The sequence below is a fragment of the Streptomyces roseolus genome (genome assembly GCF_014649855.1).
Taxonomy (GTDB): Bacteria; Actinomycetota; Actinomycetes; order Streptomycetales; family Streptomycetaceae; genus Streptomyces; species Streptomyces roseolus.
In genome coordinates this window covers 22392-44623 of sequence record NZ_BMTV01000039.1, presented here as the reverse complement: position 1 = coordinate 44623, position 22232 = coordinate 22392, and the positions used below count along the sequence as shown (strand labels likewise).

Sequence of the window (22232 nt, the reverse complement as noted above, 5' to 3'; positions counted from 1 at the left end):
CCCTTATCTTCGGAATGTGGCAAGGACTTGCTGGAAGTCCCCGTCGAGCCTCGGAACTGCTTCATCGATCCTCGCACGAGTGAAGCCATATCTGGCTGCCTGTCTTCCAGTCCAGGTTCCCTTGGCTGCCGACACAAGGCTCGCACCTCCACGGACAGCTTCATTGAAGCCTCCAAGGTTATCTCCGTAGACCCAGATTCCCTGAACGCCCTGAACTCTGTCCCCGAAGTGTCCCATAACTTCGTCGAACATCGCCTTACCCCGCAACGGCGAACCCTTGTCGGGATTGTTGTGCATCATCATGGTCAGAATGCCATCACTATCGAGGTCGGCAATCACGCCACTTCCACTCGCATCATGCGAGATAGAGTAAGTGCTTTCGTTACCGCCACGCGTAACTCCACAGTTATGAACCAGGACCGGAGTAGCCCCCGCCAGCACATAGTACGTGTGCTGCGCGAGCCCCTCGACCTGCTTTTTCGCTGGTCAAACCCAGCCTGCTGGTCCGGCGACGTGCGTGGGTGTCCGTGGTTGTGCGGGGTTGTTGCCGTCAGCTACTGCCGTCAGACAGTTCAGCCCAGGTACGGCTTCTCGCGGTGTTCCAGGAAGTGCTGGATCCTGAGCCGTTGGGTGTGGTGCATCGGCAACTGCTCGATCTCTTCCGGCGGCACGAACCGGAGTTCGGTGGACTCGTCGGAGATAGCCAACTGACCGCCGGTGATGCGGGCGGTGAAGCAGACGTTGAACTGGCGGCGGACCTCGCCGTCGGTGTAGGCGATGATGTGTTTCGGGTCGGTGTAGGTGCCGACCAGGCCGGTGATCTCTACGTCGAGGCCGGTTTCTTCCTTGGCCTCGCGGACGGCCGCGCCTGGCAGGGAGTCGGTGAGGTCCATTCCGCCTCCGGGCAGGGCCCACAGGTCGTTGTCGCGGCGGCGCTGGAGGAGGATGCGGCCGTGGTCGTCGGTGACGACGGCGGATGCGGCGACGACCATGCTGTTCGGCTTGGGCGCGTTCGGGTCGTCGTAGTACTCGGTGCGGGCCACGGTCAGCCTTCCTCTCGTACGGGGGTTGCTGTCGTCCACACGGCGTCGAAGCTCTCGGCGTAGGTGTCGAACATGCCGCCTGCCTCGTGTCGGCGAAGATGCCATACGGGGGCGGCGTAGGCGTTGACACCCCAGACGTGTGCGTTGACGAGTTGCTGGTCGTCGGCGCGGTAGAGGGAGTTGTAGAGCGTGGTGCTGTGGGTGCGGACTTCGATGCCGGGGGTGCCGGCGAGGGGCCTGTAATGCATGAGCGCGAGGCGACAGCGGGATTCGATGCCGTGGCCGAACCGCTCCTCCTGACCGCGGGCTTGGACGTTGTCGCTGTCGGCATCCCCGATCGCGACGCGGACCGTGCAACCTTCGGCGGCGCGTTCGGTGAGGAGTTCGTTCAGTCGCGGGTACGCCTCGTGGAGGAAGACTGCCGCGTAGACGAGGATGTCGATCCGTTCCCGGGCCTGGGCCATCAGGTCGGTGAACGTCGAGGCGGGGATGTCGGCCCGCTGCTCGTAGAGCGCGACCAGTTCGGGGCTGATGGCGCGGGCGGGGCGGGCTTGGCGGAGTGCCGGCCAGAGTGCGTGCACGTCTTCTCCCAGGGCTTTGGCCGCCTGGAGGGCTGTGGCACGACGTGGGATACGCCCGAGGTTTACCCAGCGCTCGACCGACTTGGGGTCGACCTCCACCTCCTGGGCGAGGGTCGCGTACGTCCAGCCTCCCGCCGCCATGACGGCTCGTAGTCTCTCGTTCGGCACGAGTCTCCCCCTTGTCTCAGGACGACACTAGGGACGTTCTACACGGTGCAGGACGTCCCGAAGTGGGGTTTGGTGGAGGTTCCTTCGTCCCGGTGACCGGCGTGAGGATCGGTGCCGACCCTGCGGCACCAACAGGCCCAGGGGTACACATCAACGCCGCCGAGGAGCGTCACCGTGCGAATGAGCGCCACCCCATGTGTTCCCGCCCTGCGACTGGACGCCCGGTCGCGCGCCGCCTCGCCGGGGTGGTCACGATGACGTCTCCCACCCCTAATGCCGACGGGCACACCGACTCGCCCGATGCCGGCGCCCTGGTGGTCGACCGGCGGAGCGGCAAGGTGGGCGTGGTGATGGGGCACGTGGGGCCGTACGTGCAGCTTCGGCCACCGCGCGGTGGCCGGGAGTGGGACGTGCCGCCAGAGGACGTACGTACGCCGACTCCGACGGAGGAGCTGAGCGCGAAGGTGGCCGTGGCCAACCGGCGGTGGGGACGGTGACCCCTCGCTCGGTCCTGCGCTACGAGACCTGGACTCTCCAGCCCGACCGCGAGCCGGACGCGGAGCCGGTCCTGTACGCGATGCAGTGCGCCGTGGACGGAGAGACCTCGCCGACAAGCGAGGACTTCGCCGAACCACAGGAATGGGTGCTGCGGCACTGCGGCCAGAACCCGTCCCACCACACCTACCGGGAGATCATCACCCGCCCCTGGCGGACCTGGCGCCAGATGTGACCTGCCTCGCTCGCCCAGGCGCCGCACCACGCTGACCCACCCGACTCCCGTCCCTGCCGGGCGCGGCCAATCGAGGCTCCCCCGTCCTCGTCAGCCCCAGCAGGGACGGGCCTTCACATGTGCGCCGTGCCCATGACCGTGAGGTTCTGGCCTCAGCCCCAGAAAGTCAGCCACGACGGCGGGCGCGCCAACGGATCACCCGCCACGTGTGTCTCGCTCAACCCCGCACCGGCATCAGCCCAGTCATCTCCATCGTCACGGCCCCAGCCAAGCACAGTGGCCGCGTTCCGGACGACAGCTCCGCCGGGGTGCCGACGCCGCACGGTACGAGATAGCCGGACGGCCTCTCGGGGACCCGGTCGGACAGCGGGGCTTCCGATTGACAGTCCGGCCTGTGCCTCTGGGCCCTGCGCGCCGAGTGGTCGACGGCCGTCGCCAGCGGGGCGGCAGACAGGAGCGGGCGGCGGTCACCGACCGCCGGCGCGCGGCGGCCCGCGTCAGCGGGACGCCCTTGATCAAGTAAAGAAACTCTGAACAGCTCTCCGGAAGTCAACCCCCTGCTGCCACGCCGTGGCGTGGTTCGGGGTCAGCGTCGGCGTCGGCCTTCGGCAAGTCTGTCGCGGAGGAGTTGGGCCTTGGCGGCCTTCTCCTCGGGGCTGTAGTTGCCGCTGAGGCGCTTGCGTTGCTCCATGACGGCGCGCATCGCGTCCCTGTGGGCTGTGGCGGCTTCGAATTCGACGCTGGCCTTCGTGAAGCGTTCCTCGGCGGCTTCCAGTTCGGCGGCGACTTCATCGTCGGTCTTGCCGCTAAGGCGTACAGCCTCTTCGTCCGCGCGGCGCTGGGCCGCAGACTTGTCAAGCATCTCGTGGTAACGCTTGAGGAACTGGTCGTGCGCGCTGAGTTGGCGGACGAACACACCCCGGCCCTGGACCGAGTAGATCAGCCCCTCGTCCTTGAGTAGCCGCAGGGCGTTCTGCGCGGTGGAGTTGGCGATGCCGAACTGCTGTTGCAGCTCGCGGGCGGAGGGGAGCTTGGCCCCTGGTGCGAGCCGGCCGTCCTGGATCTGCTTGCGGAGTGCGTCCGCGGTCTGCACGTACGGGGGGCGGGGGTCGTCGGTGGGCGCCACCTGCCATCCCCGCCGAAGGTCACCGAGTCCGACGTACGCGGGGTCAGACTCGCTGGCGGCGGCCTCTTCCTCTTCTGGCTCGGGCTCGCCGTCGTGGGCGCGCACGTAGCTGCCCCGCCCCAGGACGGAGTAGATCAGCCCCTCCTCTTTGAGCAGGCGCAGGGCGTTCTGGACCGTCGAACTCGCGATACCGAAGCGCCGTTGCAGCTCGCGTGCGGAGGGCAGTCGCTCGCCCGGACGCAGCTCGCCGTCACGGATGGCGGCGCGTAGGACGTCGGCGGCCTGCACGTAGGGCGGCCGGGGGTCCTGGTCCAGGGGCAGCGTCATGACACGAGGGTAGCGGCGGACCGGCACCCACGGCATACCCGGCCGCCCCTGCGTCCGAGACGCACAGGTGTATCGATACGAATCGAGTGTTGCGGGTGTAGCGGGCGTGCGGTTATGGTCGTGTCGAGTCGATCAAGCGGCTCCATCTCGAACGATGAGGATGTGATGGCATGGCCATGTCTCGAATCCGTGTTGCTCTGCTGCCGTCGGCGGTGTGCATCGCGGGCACCGAACCGGTGCTGAAGATCAAGGACCAGCAGACCGGGGAGGTCGCCTCCGACCGGGAGACCGGCGCATCGCTGTACACGGTGACGGTGATGCTCATGGAGGACGGCCGGGCCGAGGTCCTGAAGATCACGGTCCCGGAGACCGGCCTGGCGGCCGGGCTGAAGCCGGGCGTGATGGTCCGGCCGGTGGAACTGTTCGCCACCCCGTGGGCGCGGATCTTCAACGGTCAGCTTTCCGACGGCGTCGCCTACCGCGCCGCCCGCCTGGAGCTGGTCGCGGCGGAGGCCGCCCAGTGACCGGCCCCGCCAGCCAGGGGCCGCAGCGGGAGCTGCATGTGCTGCGGCCCCTGCCGGGCACCGAGGGCAAGGCGACGTTCTCCGCCTCCGGCGCGGTGCTCGCCCTGCTCGGCCTGACCCCGGCGGACGCGGCCGGGCTGGACCTGGCCGACATCCTCCGCCTGATATCCGAGACCGAGGGGGACTGACATGGAAGCCGTGACGGATTACGGACCGGATGCGCTGCTGGTCGCGACCGTGCTGGTCAGTGTGACGCTGCTGCTGGCCGTGGTGCGCTACGTCCGCGCCGACCGGGGCACGCGCGCCAGCATGCGGCAGGCCCTGCTGGTCCGCTGGGGCTGGGCGCGCCTCGCGCGGATGGCCGGACTGACGGTCACCGACAAGACCCCGGGCCTGCTCGCACAGATCACCGCACAGAAGGACGGCCCCGCCCCGGCGCCCCGGGTGCTGACTCCGAAGATCAAGGTGAAGCCGGACCGGTTCGGCGTGATCGTACGGGCCAGGACCCTGCCGCAGGTCGGGCTGGAGGAGTACCAGAAGGCGGCACGCTTCCTGGCCGACGCCTGGCGGTGCACACGGGTCTCCGTCCTGCCGGACGGGCCCGGCAAGGTGGTGATCCGTGGCGTACGCTCCGACCCGTTGACCACGCCGACCGAGCACCGGCCCACCGGCCGCCCTCCGGGGGACGTGGCCCGCTGGGAACTGGGGGTGGACGAGTACGCCGCACCCGTCTGCGTGTCTCTGGCAAACGTGCCCGGGGTGACGGTGGCCGGCACACCCGGCGCGGGCAAGACCTCGGGGATCAACAAGTTCGTCTGTGACCTCGCGCCGTCGGCGGCCGTGCAGATCGTGGGCTTCGACGGGAAGGTGTCGCGCGCCGCCGAGGGCGACTACGCGGACCTGGTCAAGCGGATGTTCGCGTTCTGCGGCGATGACCTGGACGAGGCCAACGCGCTGTTCAAGCGCCTGGTTCAGCTGCGTCGGCGGCGGTCCTCGGTGATCCGGGACGTGCTGGGCGTGAAGAACATGTGGCACGTCGGCCCCTCGCGGCTGTGGCCGCTCACCGTGGTGCTCATCGACGAGGCGCACACGTACTTCCGCGAGTACAAGGGCAGCGACGCCGAGACGAAACGTTTGGCCGCGCTCACGGCGGAGAACGCCCGACTGGTGGAGGACCTGGTCAAGAAGGGCCGCAGCGTCGGCATCCTGACCATCCTGATCAGCCAGAAGCCCACCGGCGACGCCATCCCGACCTTCATCCGCGACGTGTGTCCGGTCGGGCTGTCGTTCGCGCAGAAGACGGTGGAAGCCGCGGTGGCCGCACTCGGTGACGACATCCGCAACTGGCCCGATGCCAGCCCGGTCACCTTGCAGGACCCCGCCTATGTCGGGGTCGCGGTGATGGCGATGCAGGGCCGTCCCAGCTTCACCCGCATCCGCACCCCGTACGTCTCCGACGCCGACGCCGCCCGTATCGCGGAAGCCACCTCCCACCTGACCGCCGACCCCGCCCTGTGCCTGGACGCCCTCCTCGACACCGCCGGCCACACGGGCCCCGGCGACGACGAAGGACCGGACGGTCCAGCCGTCTCCCTGTCCAAGCCCTGAACGCCCCGATCCCCACGCCCCGAGAGGAGGTTCCGCGCATGGCGGAGGAACGGTTCACCCGGCGCACCGTGACCGTGGTCATGGCGGTCATCGCGGCCTTGGCCTTCGTCTTCTCCTTCGGCAACGTCTGGGCGCTCGCCCTGCGGCTCGGCGTCCCCCGCCCGATCGCGCCGCTGATCGCGCCCATGGTGGACCTGTCCGTCGTCGGACTCCTCGTCGCGCTGCGGTTCCTGGCCCTGCGCGGCGTCCCCGAGCACGACCTGAAGGCCAGCACCCGGCTGTTGCACCTGTGCGGGCTGCTCACCCTGGCGCTGAACACGGCCGAACCCCTGTTGACCGGACGCTACGGCCGGGCCTGCCTGGATACCGTCGCCCCGCTCCTGCTCCTGGGCTGGGGCCACGTCGGTCCTACCTTCCTGGCCCACTTCCACACCGCCGCACACCTGGAGGACGCCACCACATCTGCCCCCGCCCTCGCACCCATCGCTGAGCCGGCGCCCAGCTCGGCGCCCGCTCCCGAGACGGCGGCCTCGGCCCCTGAGCCAGACCCCGCCGCGACACCTGCGCCGACCCTGGCCGAAGTGCCTGCCGTGATCGAGGTACCCGGCTCCGTCACAGTCCCGGCCGTCGCCAAGGCGCCTGCCTCCGGCTCCCGTCCGGCCCTGCCCGCCGCACTGCTGAGTGCGGCCCGGCGCATCGCGGACACCCACCACGCCGAGCACGGAACGCCGGTCACCGCCGCCCAGCTCGCGACCCGCATGGGCGTCGCCCTGCCGGTGGCCACCGCCGTCCTCGCTCAGCTCTGAGCCACCCCGGCCTCCGGCCGGATCGCCCCTCCCTCGAAATTCACGCCCACCCGATGGGCCTGGTTCGTCATGCCCCGAGCAACACCAACACGCCTTCCTGGCTGGCTGGTTGCTGCTCGGGGCCATCCACCCGAACAGAAGGGACACGCCCCGAATGGTCACCCTGGACCTGCGCCAAGTGGCAAGCCCCGCCGTGCGGGACCTGCTCCACCTCGTCAACCACCCCGACTTCGACCGCGCAGAGCAGCAGATCGAACGCCTCGGCGGCTGCACCGAACCCGTACGCCTGACCGGCCAGAGCGCGACCGTCGACACCATGACCGGTGAGGTGCTGCGCTCCTACACCTCGTCCGAGGAGCCCACGGGGAGTCTGCTCACCGCGTGCGGAAACCGCCGCGCCTCCCGCTGCCCGGCCTGCTCCCGCCTCTACGCCGCCGACACCTACCACCTCATCCACGCCGGCCTCTCCGGCGGCAAGAACGTCCCCGACACCGTCCGCACCCACCCCCGCGTCTTCGCCACCCTCACCGCCCCCTCCTTCGGCCCCGTCCACAACCGCCCCACCACCCCCGGCGGCGACATCCGGCCCTGCCGCTGCCGCAAGCTCCACGAACCCACGGACGCCCTGCTCGGCACGCCCCTGAACCCGGCAACGTACGACTACACGGGCGCCGTCCTGTTCAACGCCCACGCCGGAGCCCTGTGGGCCCGCTTCACCACCTACCTGCGCCGCGAGCTCGCCGCCCGACTCGGCATGACCCAGAAGGCCGCCCGCGCGGTCCTGCGGGTCTCTTTCGCCAAGGTCGCCGAGTACCAGCAACGCGGCCTGGTCCACTTCCACGCCGTCATCCGACTCGACGGCCCGGACGGCACCAGCCAGCCCCCGCCGCCGTACGCCACCGCAGCCATGCTCACCGACGCCGTACGCGCCGCCGCCGCACGGGCCCGCGTCACCGTCGAGTCGGACGCGATCGGGGAACGCGAACTCGCCTGGGGCGAACAACTCGACGTACGCGAGATCGCCGCCTTCGGTGCTGACGCCGAATTCACCGACCAGGCCGTGGCCGCCTACGTGGCCAAGTACGCCACCAAGTCCGCCGACGCCTCCGGCGCCCTCGACCGCGCCCTGTTCTGTCGCCCCTGCCAGGGACACGGCGCCACCCCCCTGCCCCACGGCACCCCGCTCCCGTGCACCGCCTGCGACGGCACCGGACAGGCCCGCCCACTGCCACGGCTCGCAGTCGCACGCCATGTGCGGCAGATGATCCGCACCTGCTGGGAGCTGGGCAGGCTGCCGGAGTTCGCCGAACTGAAGCTCTGGAAGTGGGCACACATGCTCGGCTTCCGGGGCCACTTCTCCACCAAGTCCCGCGCCTACTCGACCACCCTCGGCGCGCTGCGCGCCGCCCGCCGCGCCTGGCGCACCGAACAGGCCCGCTCCCACGCCGGCCTGCCCGAGCCCGACCCGGACACCACCCTCGTCGTCGGCCACTGGACCTACCTCGGCTCGGGCTACAGCCCCGGCGCCGCGCTCCTGGCTGCCGCCGTCTGGCATCGCAGGGAGCTGGAACGCCGGTTCATCGCCGAAGGGGGCTGCTGATGACCTTGCCCCCGCCCGCTGTCCTCCACCCGGAGACAGAGCCAGCGCTGGACCTGCTGACGGTGCCCCAGGTCATGGCCCGCCTCCAGCTCGGCCGTTCCGCCGTCTACGACCTGCTCCGCACCCGCCAGCTCGCGTCGATCACCCTCGGCCGCGCCCGCCGCATCCCTGCCCACGCCCTCGCCGACTTCATCCTCGCCCGCCTCGAACAGGAAGCCGCCGCCTGATGACCACGTCCCGAGACACCCCCGCCTCCCGCCGTGTGCGCGCCAACGGCGACGGCACCGTCTACCAGCGCAAGGACGGCCGCTGGGAAGCCGCCGGATACGTCCTCGCCCCCGGCAACACCCAAATGCGCGTCCGCGTCTACGGCACCACCCGCAAGGAAGCCCTGGCCAAGCTCACCGAGAAGATCGCCACCAGCAACCGCGGCCTCCCCGTCCCCTCCGCGCAGGGCAGCCTGGCCGCGTACCTGACCTACTGGCTGGAGAACGTCGCCGTCCACCACCTCCGAGAGAACACCCACACCCGCTACACCACCTGCGTCGACCGCTACCTCATCCCCGGCCTCGGCAAGAAGAAGCTCACCAAGCTCACCGCCAAGGATGTCCGCACCTGGCTCAACCAGCTCCGCACCACCTGCCAGTGCTGCACGCGCGGCATCGACGCCCGGCGCGATGAGCCCCGCTGCTGCGCTGCCGGCCAGTGCTGCCACAAGCTGCTCTCCCCGCTGACGCTCACCTACATACACTCCGTGCTCAAGTCCGCCCTGGAGCACGCCGTCCGCGAGGAAGAGATCCCGCGCAACGTCGCCCGCAACGTCCGCACCGGCACCCCACGACCCCGCCGCTTCGAACCCCTCACCGCCGACGAAGCCCGCCGACTCCTCACCACAGCCCAGGGCCACCGGCTGCGCGCGCTGTTCGAACTCGCCCTCCACACCGGACTCCGCAAAGGCGAACTTCTCGGCCTGCGCTGGGAAGACCTCGACCTTGACGCGGGCACCGCCGCAATCCGTCGAACCTTGCAGCGCACCGCCGCAGGCGGGCTCACCACGCTGCCCACCAAGACCCGGGCCTCCGAACGCCGCATCGCCCTCCCCACCCGCTGCGTCCAGTCGCTGAAGCTCCACCACGAGCAGCAGCAGCGCGAACGTGCGGCCGCGGGCACGACGTGGCGGCACGACGGGCACGTGTTCACCACCGCGCAGGGCCGACCGATCGACCCGACCAACCTCACCCGCGCCTTCACCACGCTCCTCCGCAAGGCCGGCCTCCGCCGCATCCGCTTCCACGACCTCCGCCACTCCACTGCCACCCTCCTTCTGGAACAGGGCGTCGAACTCGTCGTCATCAAGGAACTCCTCGGCCACGCCCACATCGGCGTCACCGCCACCGTCTACGCTCACGTACGCATCCGCCTCCAGCGTGACGCCATCGACACTCTCAGCACGGCCCTCGACGGCCCGACCGGCGCTGCTCTCGTCCGTTGACGTTGCCGTCAACTACTGCCGTCACCCCGTGCAGAAGCCCCGCCAGGAGTCACCTGGCGGGGCTTCTGTTTGCTCGTGTTACGACATAATCGGCACTCTGCTACCGCGTCCAGACGACGCTTTGCGGCAGCACGCCGTCCTCCCAGAGTCGGTCGAGCCTAGCGAAGAGCCTGGGCAGGCTGGTGTCGAACTGTTCCCACGCCGCCGGATCCAACTCCCGCCATGGATCCGAGATGGTCAGACCGGGTGGCAGAGGACCGGTTGAGCCAGACATCTTGCGGCATGCAGCACACCACGTGTAGCTGATTACTGCGGGACGATTCGCGTGTTTCGTATTTCTGAGGTAAGTGCGAACCGAAACCTCTCCACACGAAGGGCAAAGCCACTCTGACTGGTCTCGGAGGAAGTTTCGATCTCGCCCGAGTGCCTCGACTTCCGAGGGAGTGAAGCGCGTTAGCTGAATCATGAACCCGTCCTTCGCCTGAAAACGCCGAGCATAGATTGCCCGAATGCCTCCGCAGCGGACTCTGTTCCACCCATGGATCCTGGCCAAGTGGCATACATCCGGTGATGATGGATCTCGTGGAAGATCGTGGCCACAGCCGTATCCATATCAGCCAGTCCCATGTTGGAGATCTGGATTACCGGACGTCCTCGCGGGCCCAGATTCGGCATCCCATTGCCGTCGTGAGGACTGTTCCCATAGGCAGGCAGACCGTCTCCTGCAGTGCGGATCTCTGGCACGTGCACGATGTCGTACCGGGAAACGCTCATGCCAGCCCTACCCAGTGCCATTTTCACCTGCTTGATGCTAACGGCAGCGCCGTTCTTCCCCCCAGGGGCGCTCTGAGGGTCTACATTGCAGTTGTGAACGAGGATCGGAGTGGCGCCTGCGAGCACATAGTACGTGTGGAGGTCGGAGACAGTCAGGTTGTGAACTGTGGCGGCCTGGGCGGTCCATCGCTCGATCGACGCGATCTGGACGTAGGTGCCCGTGCTGGTACGGAGCCACTGGCCGGACTTCAGGTCGGTGGCGTCGATCCACTTGCCGACTTCGGGGGCCCAGAAGGGGTGGCCGTCGGTCGCGGTGACCTGGGTCTTCTTCGTGCCAGTCTTGCCGTCGGTGTCGATGGTGACCTTGACCAGGTGCTTGAGGCCCTGGCCCTTGATCTCCGCAGTGACCGTTTCGACCCGGGTCTCCCCGGTCTTCTCGTCGGTCGCGACGATCTTGTCGCCGGTCCTGACCTGTTCAATCGGCTTTGTGGAGCCGTCGGCCATCAGGACCTTTGTGCCCGGCGTGAAGCTGTTGTCCGAGGTGGAACACGAACCGCCGCTCGATCCGCCGTTGCCGCGTGCGGATGCTCCGTTGGAGCCGCCGCCCTTGGAGCCGCCGGACTTGGAGCTGCTGGACTTGGTCGTGCCGGCCTTGCTACCACTTCCGCCTCCCTTGCCGTTGCTGGCTGATGAGACCTTCGGGGCTGCCTTGGCCTGGGCCTGCTTCTGGACCGGGTTACCGGTCTTCTTCGTTTTCTGGGCCGCTTGGTCGGCGATCTTCTTGGCTTGTTCCGCGGCTTTCTTCTTCGCCGCCTGAGCCGCCTTCTTGGCTCTCTCTATCGCCGCGATCTTGGCTCTCAGCGCTGACGCTTCGGCCGCCTTCGCTGTCCTGAGGACGACCTCGGCTGCCCGCTTCGCAGCCCGGAACGCCTGGACCGCGTCAATCGTGCGGTTGACGGCTCTCCAAACCGACGGAATCTTGCCGAGCTTGGTCCACGGGATCGCCTCAACGATGAGGCCGCCGCACGACCACATGTCGCCGCCGAAGCAGGCCCTGGCGCTGTCGAGGCCGATGAACTCGCTGAGCGTGCTCCAGGCGACCGAGAGGATCACCGAGGTCAGGGACTTGCCCATGGTCGCCTGTGCCTGCGCGACCTGTGCCGGACTCAGCCCCGCTCCCGCGAGGGCCGCAGCGCGTTCCGACGCGGTCAGCGAGATCGCCAGACCGGTCGGGTCCGAGTGAGTGACGGGGTTGTTGTGCGCGTACGCATAGCCGCTGGACTGCTGCGGGTCGGTCAGGTCGACGATCGGGTCAGCGGAGAGGAAGCGTCCGACCACCGGGTCGTACAGACGTGCGCCGAGCGGTGTGAAGCCGGAGGCGTCGTCGTTCGTCGCGCCGAGGAACCCCTGGTGGCTGAAGAGGCCGGCGGCGGTTGCCGTCGGACTGCGCAGGTTGCCGAAGGGATCCTGCTTGCGGACGCGGACCGGCTGGGTGCCGTACAGCGCCACCTCGGCGTACGGAGTGCCCTGGTGGTCCATGGTGATGGCCACCAGTTGCGAGGCGCTGGTCCCGTAGGAGATGCGCATGACCGCGCCGCCCGGAGCAGAGTACGTGCGCTGGGTGGTGACCAGCGCGCCGCCCTTCTGGACCGTCACCTCGGCCTCGCCGAGGTGCAGCGTGGCCTCCTTGCCCTTGATGGTCAGCAGCCGGCCGCCGTCGGGACCGTAGATGTGCCGGGTGTCGTCCTGCGCCGCCCACTGCTGGGCCGCAACACCGGAGGCACAGGTCGCCAGGACCAGCGGCGTGCTGTTCACCGTGGCGGCGTCCTTGACCGCGATGCACCGACCCGACGCGACATGCGTCAGCTGCCCGGAGGCGTTCCGCCGTACCTGCTGCGCGGCGGTGCCGTCACACTTCTGGACCTGCACCGCCGAACCGGCTGTGTCGGCCGCGGGGTCGGCACACCAGGTGTCGTGCACCGTCAGCGTGCCGAGGTTCGGGTCGGCCTGACCCGGTGCCACGACGAACCTGAACTTCTGCGCCGCCGAGGCGTTGCACTGGTACAGACTGAGCGCCTGGCCCGCCTTCGCCACACCCGAGTTGAGGTCGAGGCACTTGTCCCCGAGCCCCACGTACGAGGTCTTGCCGCCGGTGCCCGTGCCGGTGATCCGGTCGATCTGGCCGTCGTGGGTCCAGGTCAGCGTCTGGCTGTCGCCGTTCTGGATGGACGTGACCGACTTCGTCTCGCCCGTCAGCTCGTACAGCCGTGTCGCCTCGGCCTTCACCGATGCGCCGGCGGGCGTCTTGTAGGCCTTGGACACCTTGGTCAGCGTGTGCGGCTGGGTGCCGTCCGCCTTGCCGTAGGTGTAGTCGGTGACGGCGTCCTTGGTGGTGTCGCCGGCAAGGTCCTTCTCGGTCAGCTTCTTGCGGTTGCCGAGGAGGTCATACTCGTACTCCTGCCAGTAGCCGGAGCCGTCGCCGGCGGAGACAGTCGTGGCCGTCGGGGCGGCCGTGCATGCGGTCTGGTCCTTGCTGGTCCAGGCCTTCTTCAGCTGGCCGAGCGGGTCGTACGTGAAGCACTGCCGCTCGGCGATGCTGGCGGCGTGCTCCCGGATCCCGGTGACGTTGCCGGCCGGGTCGTAGCTGTAGGAGCGCTCGGAGACGAGGACACCGCCGCCGAGGGAATCGTCCCCCGTCTGCTCGCGGTAGACCTGCTGTTTCTGCAGCTCACCGCTGGCCTCGTCGAAGGTGTTCTGCGTCCACACCCGGTACGGCTGGGCACCGAGCGTGGAGCGCATTACCTGGCCGTACGGCGAGTAGACGGTCTCCGAGCCGTACCAGTCCTTGCCGGATATCGAGAGCGGCAGGCCGTCCGCGTTGTAGCGGGCGACGACCTTCTCGGCGGCCAGTCCGCCGACGGCCGGCAGCGTAACCGACTCGACCTGGCCGGTGTCGGAGTACTGGTAGTTGTACGTGTACGAGGGCTCCAGACCCCACGTGTCGGCGATCGACTGCGGCAGGCTCAACGTCGTCGAGGTCGGCTGGTAGTCCTTGTCGTACCCGTTGACCTGCTGCTTGTAGGCCAGACCGTCCGTATAGCGGGTAGCCGCCTGCGGGAGGCCCTTGCCGCCCGGGGCTCCGTCGTAGGTGAAGTCGGCCAGGAGCGTGCCACTCTTGCCGCCGAGCCTCTGCTGCGTGGGACGCGACAGTTCGTCGTAGTCGTTCCATACCGTGACGCCCCGCGCGTTGGTGAGCGTCAGCGGCCGGTCCCTGTGGTCGTACGTCATCGTCGTCGTGCCCGTGTCCGGGTCGGTGGACGAGGACATCCGGCCGCGGTGGTCGTACGTCCAGGACCACGGGTGCCCCGGGGTCGCCGAGGCCGTGGCCTTCGCCAGCTGGCCGCGGTCGTCGTACGTGTAGCGCATCGATGTCGCCAGCGCGGGCGTGCGTGCCGCGTCGGTGTACGTGTCGATCCGGGAGGAGCGGCCCAGGGCGTCGGTGTAGATCCGGTAGGACGGCGAGCCCTTCGGGTTGATCACCGTGGACCAGTCGGAGCCGTACTCGTAGCGGGTGGCCCGGTCCGGGAACGCCTGCGAGGTCGCCCCTTCGGAACCGGGGGCCTCGTACTTGAGGTAGGGCATCTCCTCCACGACGCGGCCGAGCCCGTCGTAGGCGTACTGCGTGACGTTGGGGACGGCCGTGTCGGCGTCAGGGGTGAACAGTTCGCCGGGCACGGCCTTGTGGGTCAGGTAGGCGTTCCGGGTGCGCCAGATCTCGCCGGAGCCGTTGTACAGCGTGTCCGTGAGCAGCCAGCCGCTGCCGGTGGCCTGTTCCTGGGTCTGGCGCTGGCGGCCGAGGCCGTCGTAGATCACGACGGAGGTTTCGATGCGGTTCTCGTGGCCCCGCGTCTTGGTGGTGACGTAGGGCGGTTTGCGCACCGGGTTCGCCGGATCGACCAGGGGGATCGAGTAGATGGCCTGGAAGTCGGGAACGGACGAGGTCGCGCGGCCCACACCCCATGCCTTGGAGAGACGTCCGAGCGGGTCGTACTCCGCCTGGGTGACGCGGTCGTTGAGGTCGGTGGTCTTGAGGCCGACGGAACGGCCGGGCTCCAGCTCCTGGGTCTGTGTGTGGCCCAGTGAGTTCTTCTCGGTGACCGAGAAGACCTGGCCCTCGGACGGGGAGTAGGAGATCGTGGAGATCTTCCCGTCGGGGTCGGTGCGGGAGATGACGCGGCCGATGTCGTCGAAGTGGGTGGTGCCGTCGCTCTGGAAGCCGGTGCCGTCGCCCTTGAGCGACCAGGTGTCGGTGGCCAGACCGCGGGAGCCCGCGGAGAGCGCTGCCACGTCGTAGGGCTGGTGGTCGTAGGCCACGCGGCTGCCGCCGCTGAGCGTCGTCCAGTTGTCGGCGTCCGCCTCCGTGCAGGTGGCGGGTGCGGTGAGGATCTCCTTGGTGACGCCAATGATGTGTTTGGCCGGCTGGTCCAGGTAGGTCATCCTGGTGCAGGACTCGTCGCCCTGCTTCCCTGTGTCGCCGAGGGACTCGACGAGCGTGGGAAGGCCCCTGTCGGCGTCGAAGGTCGTCCTGGTCTCAACGCTGCGCAGGGTTCTCGTGTCGTCTCCGGTGCCGGAGGACTTGGTGAACGACACCGTCTTCGGCTCGGTGACGCGCCAGGACCGCAGCGGGCTCAGGCCGTCGTCGCGCTCGCGGCGGGCGAGTTCGCGGGCGTGCGGGTAGGTGACGGTGCGGGTCAGCCAAGCAGTGTCACCGGCGTTCGCGTAGGTGAGCTCCTCAGCGATACGGCCGGCGAACGGCTCTGCGTCGGCGGCGATCGGCTCGCCCTCGCTGTCAAGAACCGTGCCGGAGCCCATGCCCCGGAAGAATCGGGCGACTGTCTTGGTCCGCTTGCTTCCTGTGCTCGGGGCGTCCACGCCGGTGATCGTGGTGGTTGAGGCGAAGCCCGCGAACTGGGAGTACGTGCGGGTGGATTTCTTGGTGAACTCGCTCTCGGCGAGCTTCCAGCCCGCGCCGCCATAGGTGTAGGACGTCCGCGTCGGGTAGGAGCCGCCGATGTTAGGGAGTTCCTCGACCGATTCGACGACGTACTTGTGGAACCAGTCGATGTCCTCGACGTTCGGGTCCGGGTGCCAGAACGCTGGGTAGCACAGGCGGGTGTTGTTCTTGAGCGCGGTCGTGTCGGTCTTGCCGGGCAGCCCCGCGCCGTTGCTGGGACACTCGGGTCCCGGCTTCTTGTACGTGACGACGGTCTCGCCGCCGTACTCGTTGATGACGCGCGCGATGCGCAGCCGGGAGAACGACGGCTTGTTGTCGTCCTTGATCCGGTTGGGCATGTCCTCGGCGTTGTGCTCGAAGCGCACCGGGTTGAGCTTCGTTTTCGTGTCGCCGGCACCATTCCGGGCGAAGCCCGTGCGCTGGATCGACTCCAGCCACAGTGCGGTGTTGACGCCCGTCGCGTGGACCGGGAAGTTCTGCTTCAGCTGGTACTCGTCCACGTCCTGGCGGGCGGTGGTCGAGGTGAGCCGCTGCGCCGACGTGGTGATCTTGTCGAGGCGCTTGCGGGACCAGAAGGTGGGTCCGGCGTTCCAGCACGTCCTGCCCGACGCGGCGCAGCGCAGGCCCGCGGGTGTGTCGTACCAGGGGCGGAAGTTCCGGGGCAGCTCGGACGTAAAGTTGGCCTCGGTGCAGGTCACCGAGTCGACCGTGTAACAGCGCTCCTCGACCGAGAACCGGACACTGGCCGGTGCCGTCTTCGAGAAGAGGCTGTCGGTGCGCTGTCCGTAGTCGATGCGAGAGAGGTAGCCGTCACGGTGGTACCGCGCGGGCTTGAGCCAGCCGAAGTTCTGCGCGTAGTAGTTGTCGGCGCGATTCCACCATAGGGACATGGCGTTACCGTGGACGTCCTCGACGTAGTCGAGGTTCCACCGCCAGGCCTGAAGACAGTCTGAGTCCTCCCACTTGGCCTGGTAGCAGGGCTCGCCCGGGTGATTGCCGTAGACCGGGACGGCGAGCACGGAGTCCGTGTACGGGTCGTCGGCGGCGGTACCGTGGTCGGACCAGCCTGGCAGCTTGTTGAGGCCGAAGTAGTACTTCGTGCCGCTCCTGTCCGTGACGACCCAGTACTCGCCGTCGGCGTCCTTCAGCCCCGCGCGCGGGTCGTTGGCGGTGTTCTTGAGGCGCTCGACCTTCGAGCCGTCGCCGTTCGCGGTAAACCAGGCGCCCAAGGGCTTGCCGTCGGACCCCTCGGGCCCCTTCGTCTCGTCCCACACCAGCTCGGTGGTCATACCGCCGAGCGAGAGGGTGGCGTTCTCCGAGCCGTAGCACAGGTCCGCCGGGCCGTGTTGCGGGTTGTTCGACCCGGCCTTCTTGCCGTCCTGACGGCAGCTGGCATAGGCACGGGTGATCGAGCCCGCGTTGTAGTCCCAGCCGTCACCGATCCAGGATGCCTGGTTGTTGGTGGCCGAGGTACGGCCGTCGACCGTCTGCGAGGAGTACGACAGTTGCACGTTCGGCGCGAGGCCGCCGGCGACCTCGGGGATTTGCACCTGATAGCCGTAGGTGAAGGCACCACTCGACGAGCCCGACGCCCAGGAGCCCGAGGACAGCAGGGGCGAGGCGGTGTAGTCACCGGCGCTAGAGGCGCCGGTGTCGGCGACACCGACGGTGGTGGCGCCCGGTGTGCCGGTCGCGGCGAAGGCTGCGGTGCGGACCTGGGAACCCGTCGCAATGGGGGACGGCCCACTGTCCAGCATCCTGGAGACAGGAAGGACGCCGCTGACGATCGTGCGGACCGGCTCGTCCGTGGCCGTCGTCGCCCGTGTGGGGGCCTCATCGGCGGGCACCACCTTCACCGAGCTGGTGAGGTGCTCAAACGCGTCGGTGTCCGCCACGCCCGACAAAGTCTGGGTACCGGTCTCGGTGCACCCTCCCGTCGAAGCCGCGTCGAAGGCGCAGTCGGGCAGCAGCATGGCCCCGAAGCGCTCGGCGGCCTGAGGACCGTAGAGGTCCTTGAACTCGCTGGTATCGACATCAAGCACGACCTGCGCGTCAGGGTCGACGCCCGTCGGCGGAGTGATCTGCATGATCAGTCCGGAGAGGCCCGCCTCCTGGGAGGCGGCGGGCGCGGCGAGGTCGACCGTCCACTGGCCCGCGAGGGCCGACGGTTCGGTGCCCGCAGGGACGCCGAGGGCGATCGGCAGGCCGTTGGAGACCGGAACCGAGGTGCCGGCAGCCGCGTTGCTCAGATCAGCGGTTCCTGTTCCCGCCTGCCAGGGAGTGATCTTCTTGGGCTCGTACGGGAGGACAGGGACGTCCTCGGAGGTGCCCAGCTCCGTGACGCTCGGCAGTTCGGGGAGGACCGGCACGCTCTCGGGCAGCTTGGGGAGTTTGACCTCGCTCGTCTCCCCCAGGCGGTTCATACCGGGCCCCGGAGCGGCCCATGCCTGGGCGCTCAGGCTCGTCACCGACAACGTCGAGGACAACAGAAGGACGGTCGCCGTGCGGCCTGGCCGCCGGCGCCGTCGTAGTGACTCCGTCATGGCTGGGCGTCCCCGCCCCAACCATGACAGCGGACCTGAAGCACGCATACGCGGCGACTCCCACTGAAGCAAATCCAAACAACGGATGAGGTGCGGAAACACCAAAGAGCGCACGCCCGGACCAGGCGCACGCGGGTGAACCCTCCGTCATGAACACCCCTGGTCTCAAGGGGAAGAGGCGACGGTTCCGCGCTTCGGTGTGAGGTCAGACACGGGTCATTGTGCGACGAACAGTCGTACTGGCGATCTTTCACCTGGATCATCTGTTTCGCCTTGAACCAGGTTCAAGGGGGCGCCCGAAAGCCGCAGGAGGGACCGCATCGCCCGCGTCCCGTCCGCCCACCGGCTCCACGTCACGAGTTCATAAATCCTTCATGAATGGACAGCCTGTGAAGTAAATGTGATCGTTTTCGCGCATCCGCCCCGTGACTGTCGTCCGGGGCTTTCCGTGCTGCCCCCCCATTCCGCTTGGTTCCCACGGGAGTAGACCGCCGTGACCGCGCCCCGCCTGCTCAGCCCCTTCGTGCGCACGCGCACCAGGCTGGCCTGCACCCTCGGCCTCGTACTGGCCGCACTCGCCGCATCCCTGCTGCCCTGGTGGCAGCCTGACGGCCCGCCGACCGCGCAGCCGAAACAGCCGATCGAGGCGAAGCCGGCCGCGGCCGCCCCCCGCGACGCCCAGACCGCCGCCGTCCAAGCCCGCCGCACCGGGAAGCCGGTCCTCGTCGAGACCGCGACCACGGCCACCGAGCAGACCTGGGCACTGCCCAACGGGCGCATGCGCACCAGCATCCACGCCGTCCCGCAGCGCGCGAAGAACGCCGAGGGGCAGTGGGCACCCATCGACAACACTCTGGAGCGGACCGAGAACGCGCCCCGCGGACTCGGCGTCCGGCCCAAAAACCCGGCCACGCTCGTACGCTTCTCCAGCGGCAGCACGGACACCTCCCGAGCCGACCGCTCCTTCACCCGCGCCCCGCGGCCCGGCGAGACCGTGCTGGCCGAGATGGACCTCGAAGGCCACACCATCACGTACACCTGGCCCGGCACCCTGCCCGAGCCGGTGCTCGACGGGCCACGCGCCCTCTACCCCGAGGTCCTGCCCGGCGTCGACCTGCTCGTGATCGCCCGTGAGAGCGGTGGCTTCGCCCAGCTCCTCATTGTCAAAAACCGCGAGGCCTCGCAGCAGGAGGCGCTCAGGACCGTGACGTACGGCTTGCACTCGGACACCGCCGTTTTCCAATACGAGGAGTACGGCAGCCTCGTACGGATCCTTGACAAGGCAGGAGACGAGGTCGGCTCCCTGCCGACCCCCTTCGCCTGGGACTCCAGCGGCCGCAACCCTGAACTCCGCGCCTCCGGAACCGCTCCGCGCACCTCGACAGCCACCCCCGCTGATGTCCTGAGGCTCAGCGGTCTGAGCGGTATCGAACCCGGCGCCCGGCGCGCCCCCGTCGCCGTCCAGCTGGACGGCGACGGCACCGGCGACACGCGCCTCCAGCTCCACCCCGCCGCCACCGGCCTCTTCACCGACGAGAACGTCCTCTTCCCGGTCTTCATCGACCCGACGATGAAGACCCCGAAGGAGTCGTGGACGATCGCCTACCGTCCCTACCCGAACAGCAGCTTCTACGACGGCACCAACTTCGGCTCCGGCACATCCGACGCCCGCGTCGGATACGAGTCCGACACCGGCGGTCTCGCCCGCTCGTTCTGGCGCATGGACTTCCGCACCATCACCGGTGCCACGGTCCACAAAGCCTCCTTCAAGGTGCTGAACAACCACTCGTGGTCGTGCAGCCCTCGAGAGTTCAAGCTCTACCTCACCGGCGGCATCTCGACCAACACCACCTGGAACTCCCAGCCGAGCTGGGCCACCTGGCTGGACAGCAACTCCTTCGCCCACGGCTACGACCCGGACCCGAACTGCGACGACGACTACGAGCTGTTCGAAGACGCCAACGTGACGGCCGCCGCCCAGAAGGGCGCCGACAACGGCTGGGGCAACATCACCTTCGGCCTGCGGGCCACGGCTGAAAGCGACACCCACACCTGGCGCAAGTTCCAGGCATCGTCGGCGGAGTTCGTTGCGGAGTACAACCGCCTGCCCAGCGAACCCACGCTGGTCGCCGGCAGCATTTGTGTGCAGTCCCCGGGTTCCAAGGTCATCGCGACGACGAGTATCTCCGTCTCCGTCAACGCGAAGGACGCCGACGGCAACCTCAGCAAAATCCGCTTCCGCTACGGCAAGGTCGGTCAGACCAAGACCGACCTGCTGATCACCCCGAACTCCAGCGGCACGGCCACCGCGTACATCACAGGCCTGGACGACGGCGCCACCTACAGCTGGATCGCGCGGGCTGAGGACTCGTACAGCCCACCAGGTCTCTCCACCTGGTATCCGGCCGGCAGCGAATCCTGCCAGGTCACCATTGACACCACGGCACCCCAGAGTCCCGACGTCGACAGCACCGTCTTCCCCGAGGCCACCAGCGACGGCCAGACCTGGGCCTCGGTCAAGTTCGGTGGCACCGGCGCGATCACCTTCCGGTCCCCGGGCGCCACGAAATTCACCTACAACTTCGAGGGCGTGACCAGCACCGGGGGAACGGTGTCCGCAACCAACGGAACGGCGACCGTGCCATATCTGCGGCCTCCGCACGCCGGTCCGAACGGCCTCCAGGTCTTCGCCCACGACGCCGTGGGCAACGTCAGCGCGCGGACGGACTACTCCTTCTACGTCCGGCCCCGCGACAAGGCCGACGGCCCCGGTGACGTCGGCGGCGACGGCATCGTCGACCTCCTGGTGATCGATGCGAACGGGAACCTCCGCTCCTTGAGCGGCGCCAAGGGCGGTGACCTCTACAGCACCATGCGCGGCTCATACATCCTGCGGCCCGACCCGAAGAACCCGGAGGTCCTCAAGGCGCACGAACCCCCGGCGGGCTACTGGTACGACGATGCCACCAACAAAACCGCCCTGATCAGCCACTACGCCGACGTCTACCCCGGCGACGGCAGCACCGACCTGTTCTCCGTCGCCCCCAACGGCACCTTCTGGCTCTACCCCGGCGACGGCTACGGCACCTTCAACGTCGAGAACCGGGTCAGCATCAAGCTCCCGTCGAACGCCCCCGCCCCGTCCACCTGGACGCAGCTCAAGGCCGTCGGCGACGTCACCGGCGACAAACTCCCCGACGCCTTCGTCCGCGCCGACTCGAACCTCTGGTTCCTCTCCGGCTACACCGGAGCCACGTTCCACACGGCCACCCAGATGATCGGCGAGACCTGGAGCAACCGCGACATCGTCAACCTCGCCGACATCGACAAGGACGGCACCGCCGACCTGCTGTTCCGGGACGTGACCAGCGGCGACATGTACCTGCGCCACGGCAAGCCGAGCGCCACCCCCGGCGGCGTCAGCCTCAGCTCTCTCATGACAGCAGCGGCCTCCCGACAGGGCGACGTCACATACGGCACCGGGTGGACGAAGTCGGCAGTCTCGACCGTCATCGGCATCCCCGACCTCCAGCCGGACGACACCGCCCACACATCCCACGAGGTCCCCGACCTGTGGACCCGGGACGGGGCGACCGGCAACATCCGCGTCTATTACCCATCCACGACAAACACCCACCCGGCAGTCAAGACCGTCCTCTCCGTCGACTGGAGGAGCGTCAAGGCCTTCGGCTGACAACCGAGGCGGGTGACACGAAGGAGGGCCCGGACGGCAGCCGGGCCCTCCGCCTGTATACCTCCCCCCATCCGGGCTGGGCGGCCTGCGCAGTTCACTGGCATCCGATGCTGCACCGTGGGAACTGCGGTCAGTACCTCGGAGTGGCCAGCCTCCTCGTCCGCAGCGAGGTGATCATCGCGGTCGAGGAGTTCACCAACCT

Annotated in this window: 15 protein-coding genes; 10 read left to right on the top strand and 5 right to left on the bottom strand. The window is 68.5% G+C overall.

The window, feature by feature from the left end; all coding sequences use genetic code 11:
* Positions 1-3: 3 nt before the first annotated feature.
* From IE245_RS32805 to IE245_RS32795, 3 genes are all read right to left on the bottom strand, one after another.
* On the bottom strand, positions 4-339 hold the full coding sequence (locus IE245_RS32805; RefSeq protein ID WP_189954362.1) for a hypothetical protein: 336 nt from the start codon (positions 337-339) through the stop codon (positions 4-6).
* A gap of 233 nt (positions 340-572) precedes the next feature.
* The gene (locus IE245_RS32800; RefSeq protein ID WP_189954360.1) at positions 573-1043 is read right to left on the bottom strand and encodes an NUDIX hydrolase; all 471 of its coding nucleotides are present in this window, start codon (positions 1041-1043) and stop codon (positions 573-575) included.
* A gap of 2 nt (positions 1044-1045) precedes the next feature.
* Positions 1046-1765 carry a helix-turn-helix domain-containing protein gene (locus IE245_RS32795; protein ID WP_189954407.1) on the bottom strand — a complete coding sequence of 240 codons (720 nt, stop codon included), beginning with the start codon at positions 1763-1765 and terminating at the stop codon, positions 1046-1048.
* A 281-nt stretch (positions 1766-2046) separates the two neighbouring features.
* Here IE245_RS32795 and IE245_RS37440 point away from each other — a divergent pair, with 281 nt between their 5' ends.
* Both IE245_RS37440 and IE245_RS32790 read left to right on the top strand, forming a co-directional pair.
* Complete coding sequence (locus IE245_RS37440) at positions 2047-2289, top strand: hypothetical protein (RefSeq protein ID WP_373305442.1); 243 nt, start codon at positions 2047-2049, stop codon at positions 2287-2289.
* Positions 2277-2522, top strand: a complete 246-nt coding sequence (locus tag IE245_RS32790) for a DUF7848 domain-containing protein (RefSeq protein ID WP_189954358.1) — start codon at positions 2277-2279, stop codon at positions 2520-2522. Before IE245_RS37440 ends, IE245_RS32790 begins: the two co-directional genes overlap by 13 nt.
* A 586-nt stretch (positions 2523-3108) precedes the next feature.
* On the opposite strand, the gene IE245_RS32785 is transcribed toward IE245_RS32790, so the two are convergent.
* Entirely contained in the window at positions 3109-3975 is an 867-nt protein-coding gene (locus tag IE245_RS32785) for a GntR family transcriptional regulator (RefSeq protein WP_189954357.1), read from the bottom strand.
* Positions 3976-4145: 170 nt separating this feature from the next.
* Here IE245_RS32785 and IE245_RS32780 point away from each other — a divergent pair, with 170 nt between their 5' ends.
* The 7 genes from IE245_RS32780 to IE245_RS32750 all read left to right on the top strand — a co-directional run bounded on the left by IE245_RS32780 (position 4146) and on the right by IE245_RS32750 (position 10005).
* Complete coding sequence (locus IE245_RS32780; protein ID WP_189954354.1) at positions 4146-4499, top strand: SCO3933 family regulatory protein; 354 nt, start codon at positions 4146-4148, stop codon at positions 4497-4499.
* On the top strand, positions 4496-4687 hold the full coding sequence (locus IE245_RS32775) for a hypothetical protein (RefSeq protein ID WP_189954352.1): 192 nt from the start codon (positions 4496-4498) through the stop codon (positions 4685-4687). The genes IE245_RS32780 and IE245_RS32775 overlap by 4 nt, the downstream gene beginning before the upstream one ends.
* A gap of 1 nt (position 4688) precedes the next feature.
* Positions 4689-6107: an FtsK/SpoIIIE domain-containing protein gene (locus IE245_RS32770; protein ID WP_189954350.1), complete on the top strand. Its 1419-nt coding sequence runs from the start codon at positions 4689-4691 to the stop codon at positions 6105-6107.
* Between the two features lie 38 nt (positions 6108-6145).
* On the top strand, positions 6146-6913 hold the full coding sequence (locus IE245_RS32765) for a DUF2637 domain-containing protein (protein ID WP_189954348.1): 768 nt from the start codon (positions 6146-6148) through the stop codon (positions 6911-6913).
* 154 nt (positions 6914-7067) lie between these two features.
* Complete coding sequence (locus tag IE245_RS32760; protein ID WP_189954346.1) at positions 7068-8513, top strand: replication initiator; 1446 nt, start codon at positions 7068-7070, stop codon at positions 8511-8513.
* Entirely contained in the window at positions 8513-8740 is a 228-nt protein-coding gene (locus tag IE245_RS32755; RefSeq protein ID WP_189954344.1) for a helix-turn-helix domain-containing protein, read from the top strand. Before IE245_RS32760 ends, IE245_RS32755 begins: the two co-directional genes overlap by 1 nt.
* Positions 8740-10005, top strand: a complete 1266-nt coding sequence (locus IE245_RS32750; RefSeq protein WP_189954342.1) for a tyrosine-type recombinase/integrase — start codon at positions 8740-8742, stop codon at positions 10003-10005. The genes IE245_RS32755 and IE245_RS32750 overlap by 1 nt, the downstream gene beginning before the upstream one ends.
* A gap of 462 nt (positions 10006-10467) precedes the next feature.
* Here IE245_RS32750 and IE245_RS32745 read toward each other — a convergent pair whose 3' ends face one another.
* Positions 10468-18216, bottom strand: a complete 7749-nt coding sequence (locus IE245_RS32745) for a ricin-type beta-trefoil lectin domain protein (protein ID WP_229851861.1) — start codon at positions 18214-18216, stop codon at positions 10468-10470.
* A 613-nt stretch (positions 18217-18829) separates the two neighbouring features.
* Here IE245_RS32745 and IE245_RS32740 point away from each other — a divergent pair.
* Positions 18830-22030, top strand: a complete 3201-nt coding sequence (locus IE245_RS32740; protein WP_189954338.1) for a VCBS repeat-containing protein — start codon at positions 18830-18832, stop codon at positions 22028-22030.
* Positions 22031-22232: the final 202 nt, after the last annotated feature.

Coding starts and splice junctions, on each gene's coding strand:
- IE245_RS32760 (WP_189954346.1), top strand. CDS start 7,068: ATGGTCACCCTGGACCTGCGCCAAGTGGCAAGCCCCGCCGTGCGGGAC.
- IE245_RS32745 (WP_229851861.1), bottom strand. CDS start 18,216: ATGAACCGCCTGGGGGAGACGAGCGAGGTCAAACTCCCCAAGCTGCCC.
- IE245_RS32780 (WP_189954354.1), top strand. CDS start 4,146: ATGGCCATGTCTCGAATCCGTGTTGCTCTGCTGCCGTCGGCGGTGTGC.
- IE245_RS37440 (WP_373305442.1), top strand. CDS start 2,047: ATGACGTCTCCCACCCCTAATGCCGACGGGCACACCGACTCGCCCGAT.
- IE245_RS32770 (WP_189954350.1), top strand. CDS start 4,689: ATGGAAGCCGTGACGGATTACGGACCGGATGCGCTGCTGGTCGCGACC.
- IE245_RS32750 (WP_189954342.1), top strand. CDS start 8,740: ATGACCACGTCCCGAGACACCCCCGCCTCCCGCCGTGTGCGCGCCAAC.
- IE245_RS32755 (WP_189954344.1), top strand. CDS start 8,513: ATGACCTTGCCCCCGCCCGCTGTCCTCCACCCGGAGACAGAGCCAGCG.
- IE245_RS32785 (WP_189954357.1), bottom strand. CDS start 3,975: ATGACGCTGCCCCTGGACCAGGACCCCCGGCCGCCCTACGTGCAGGCC.
- IE245_RS32795 (WP_189954407.1), bottom strand. CDS start 1,765: ATGGCGGCGGGAGGCTGGACGTACGCGACCCTCGCCCAGGAGGTGGAG.
- IE245_RS32765 (WP_189954348.1), top strand. CDS start 6,146: ATGGCGGAGGAACGGTTCACCCGGCGCACCGTGACCGTGGTCATGGCG.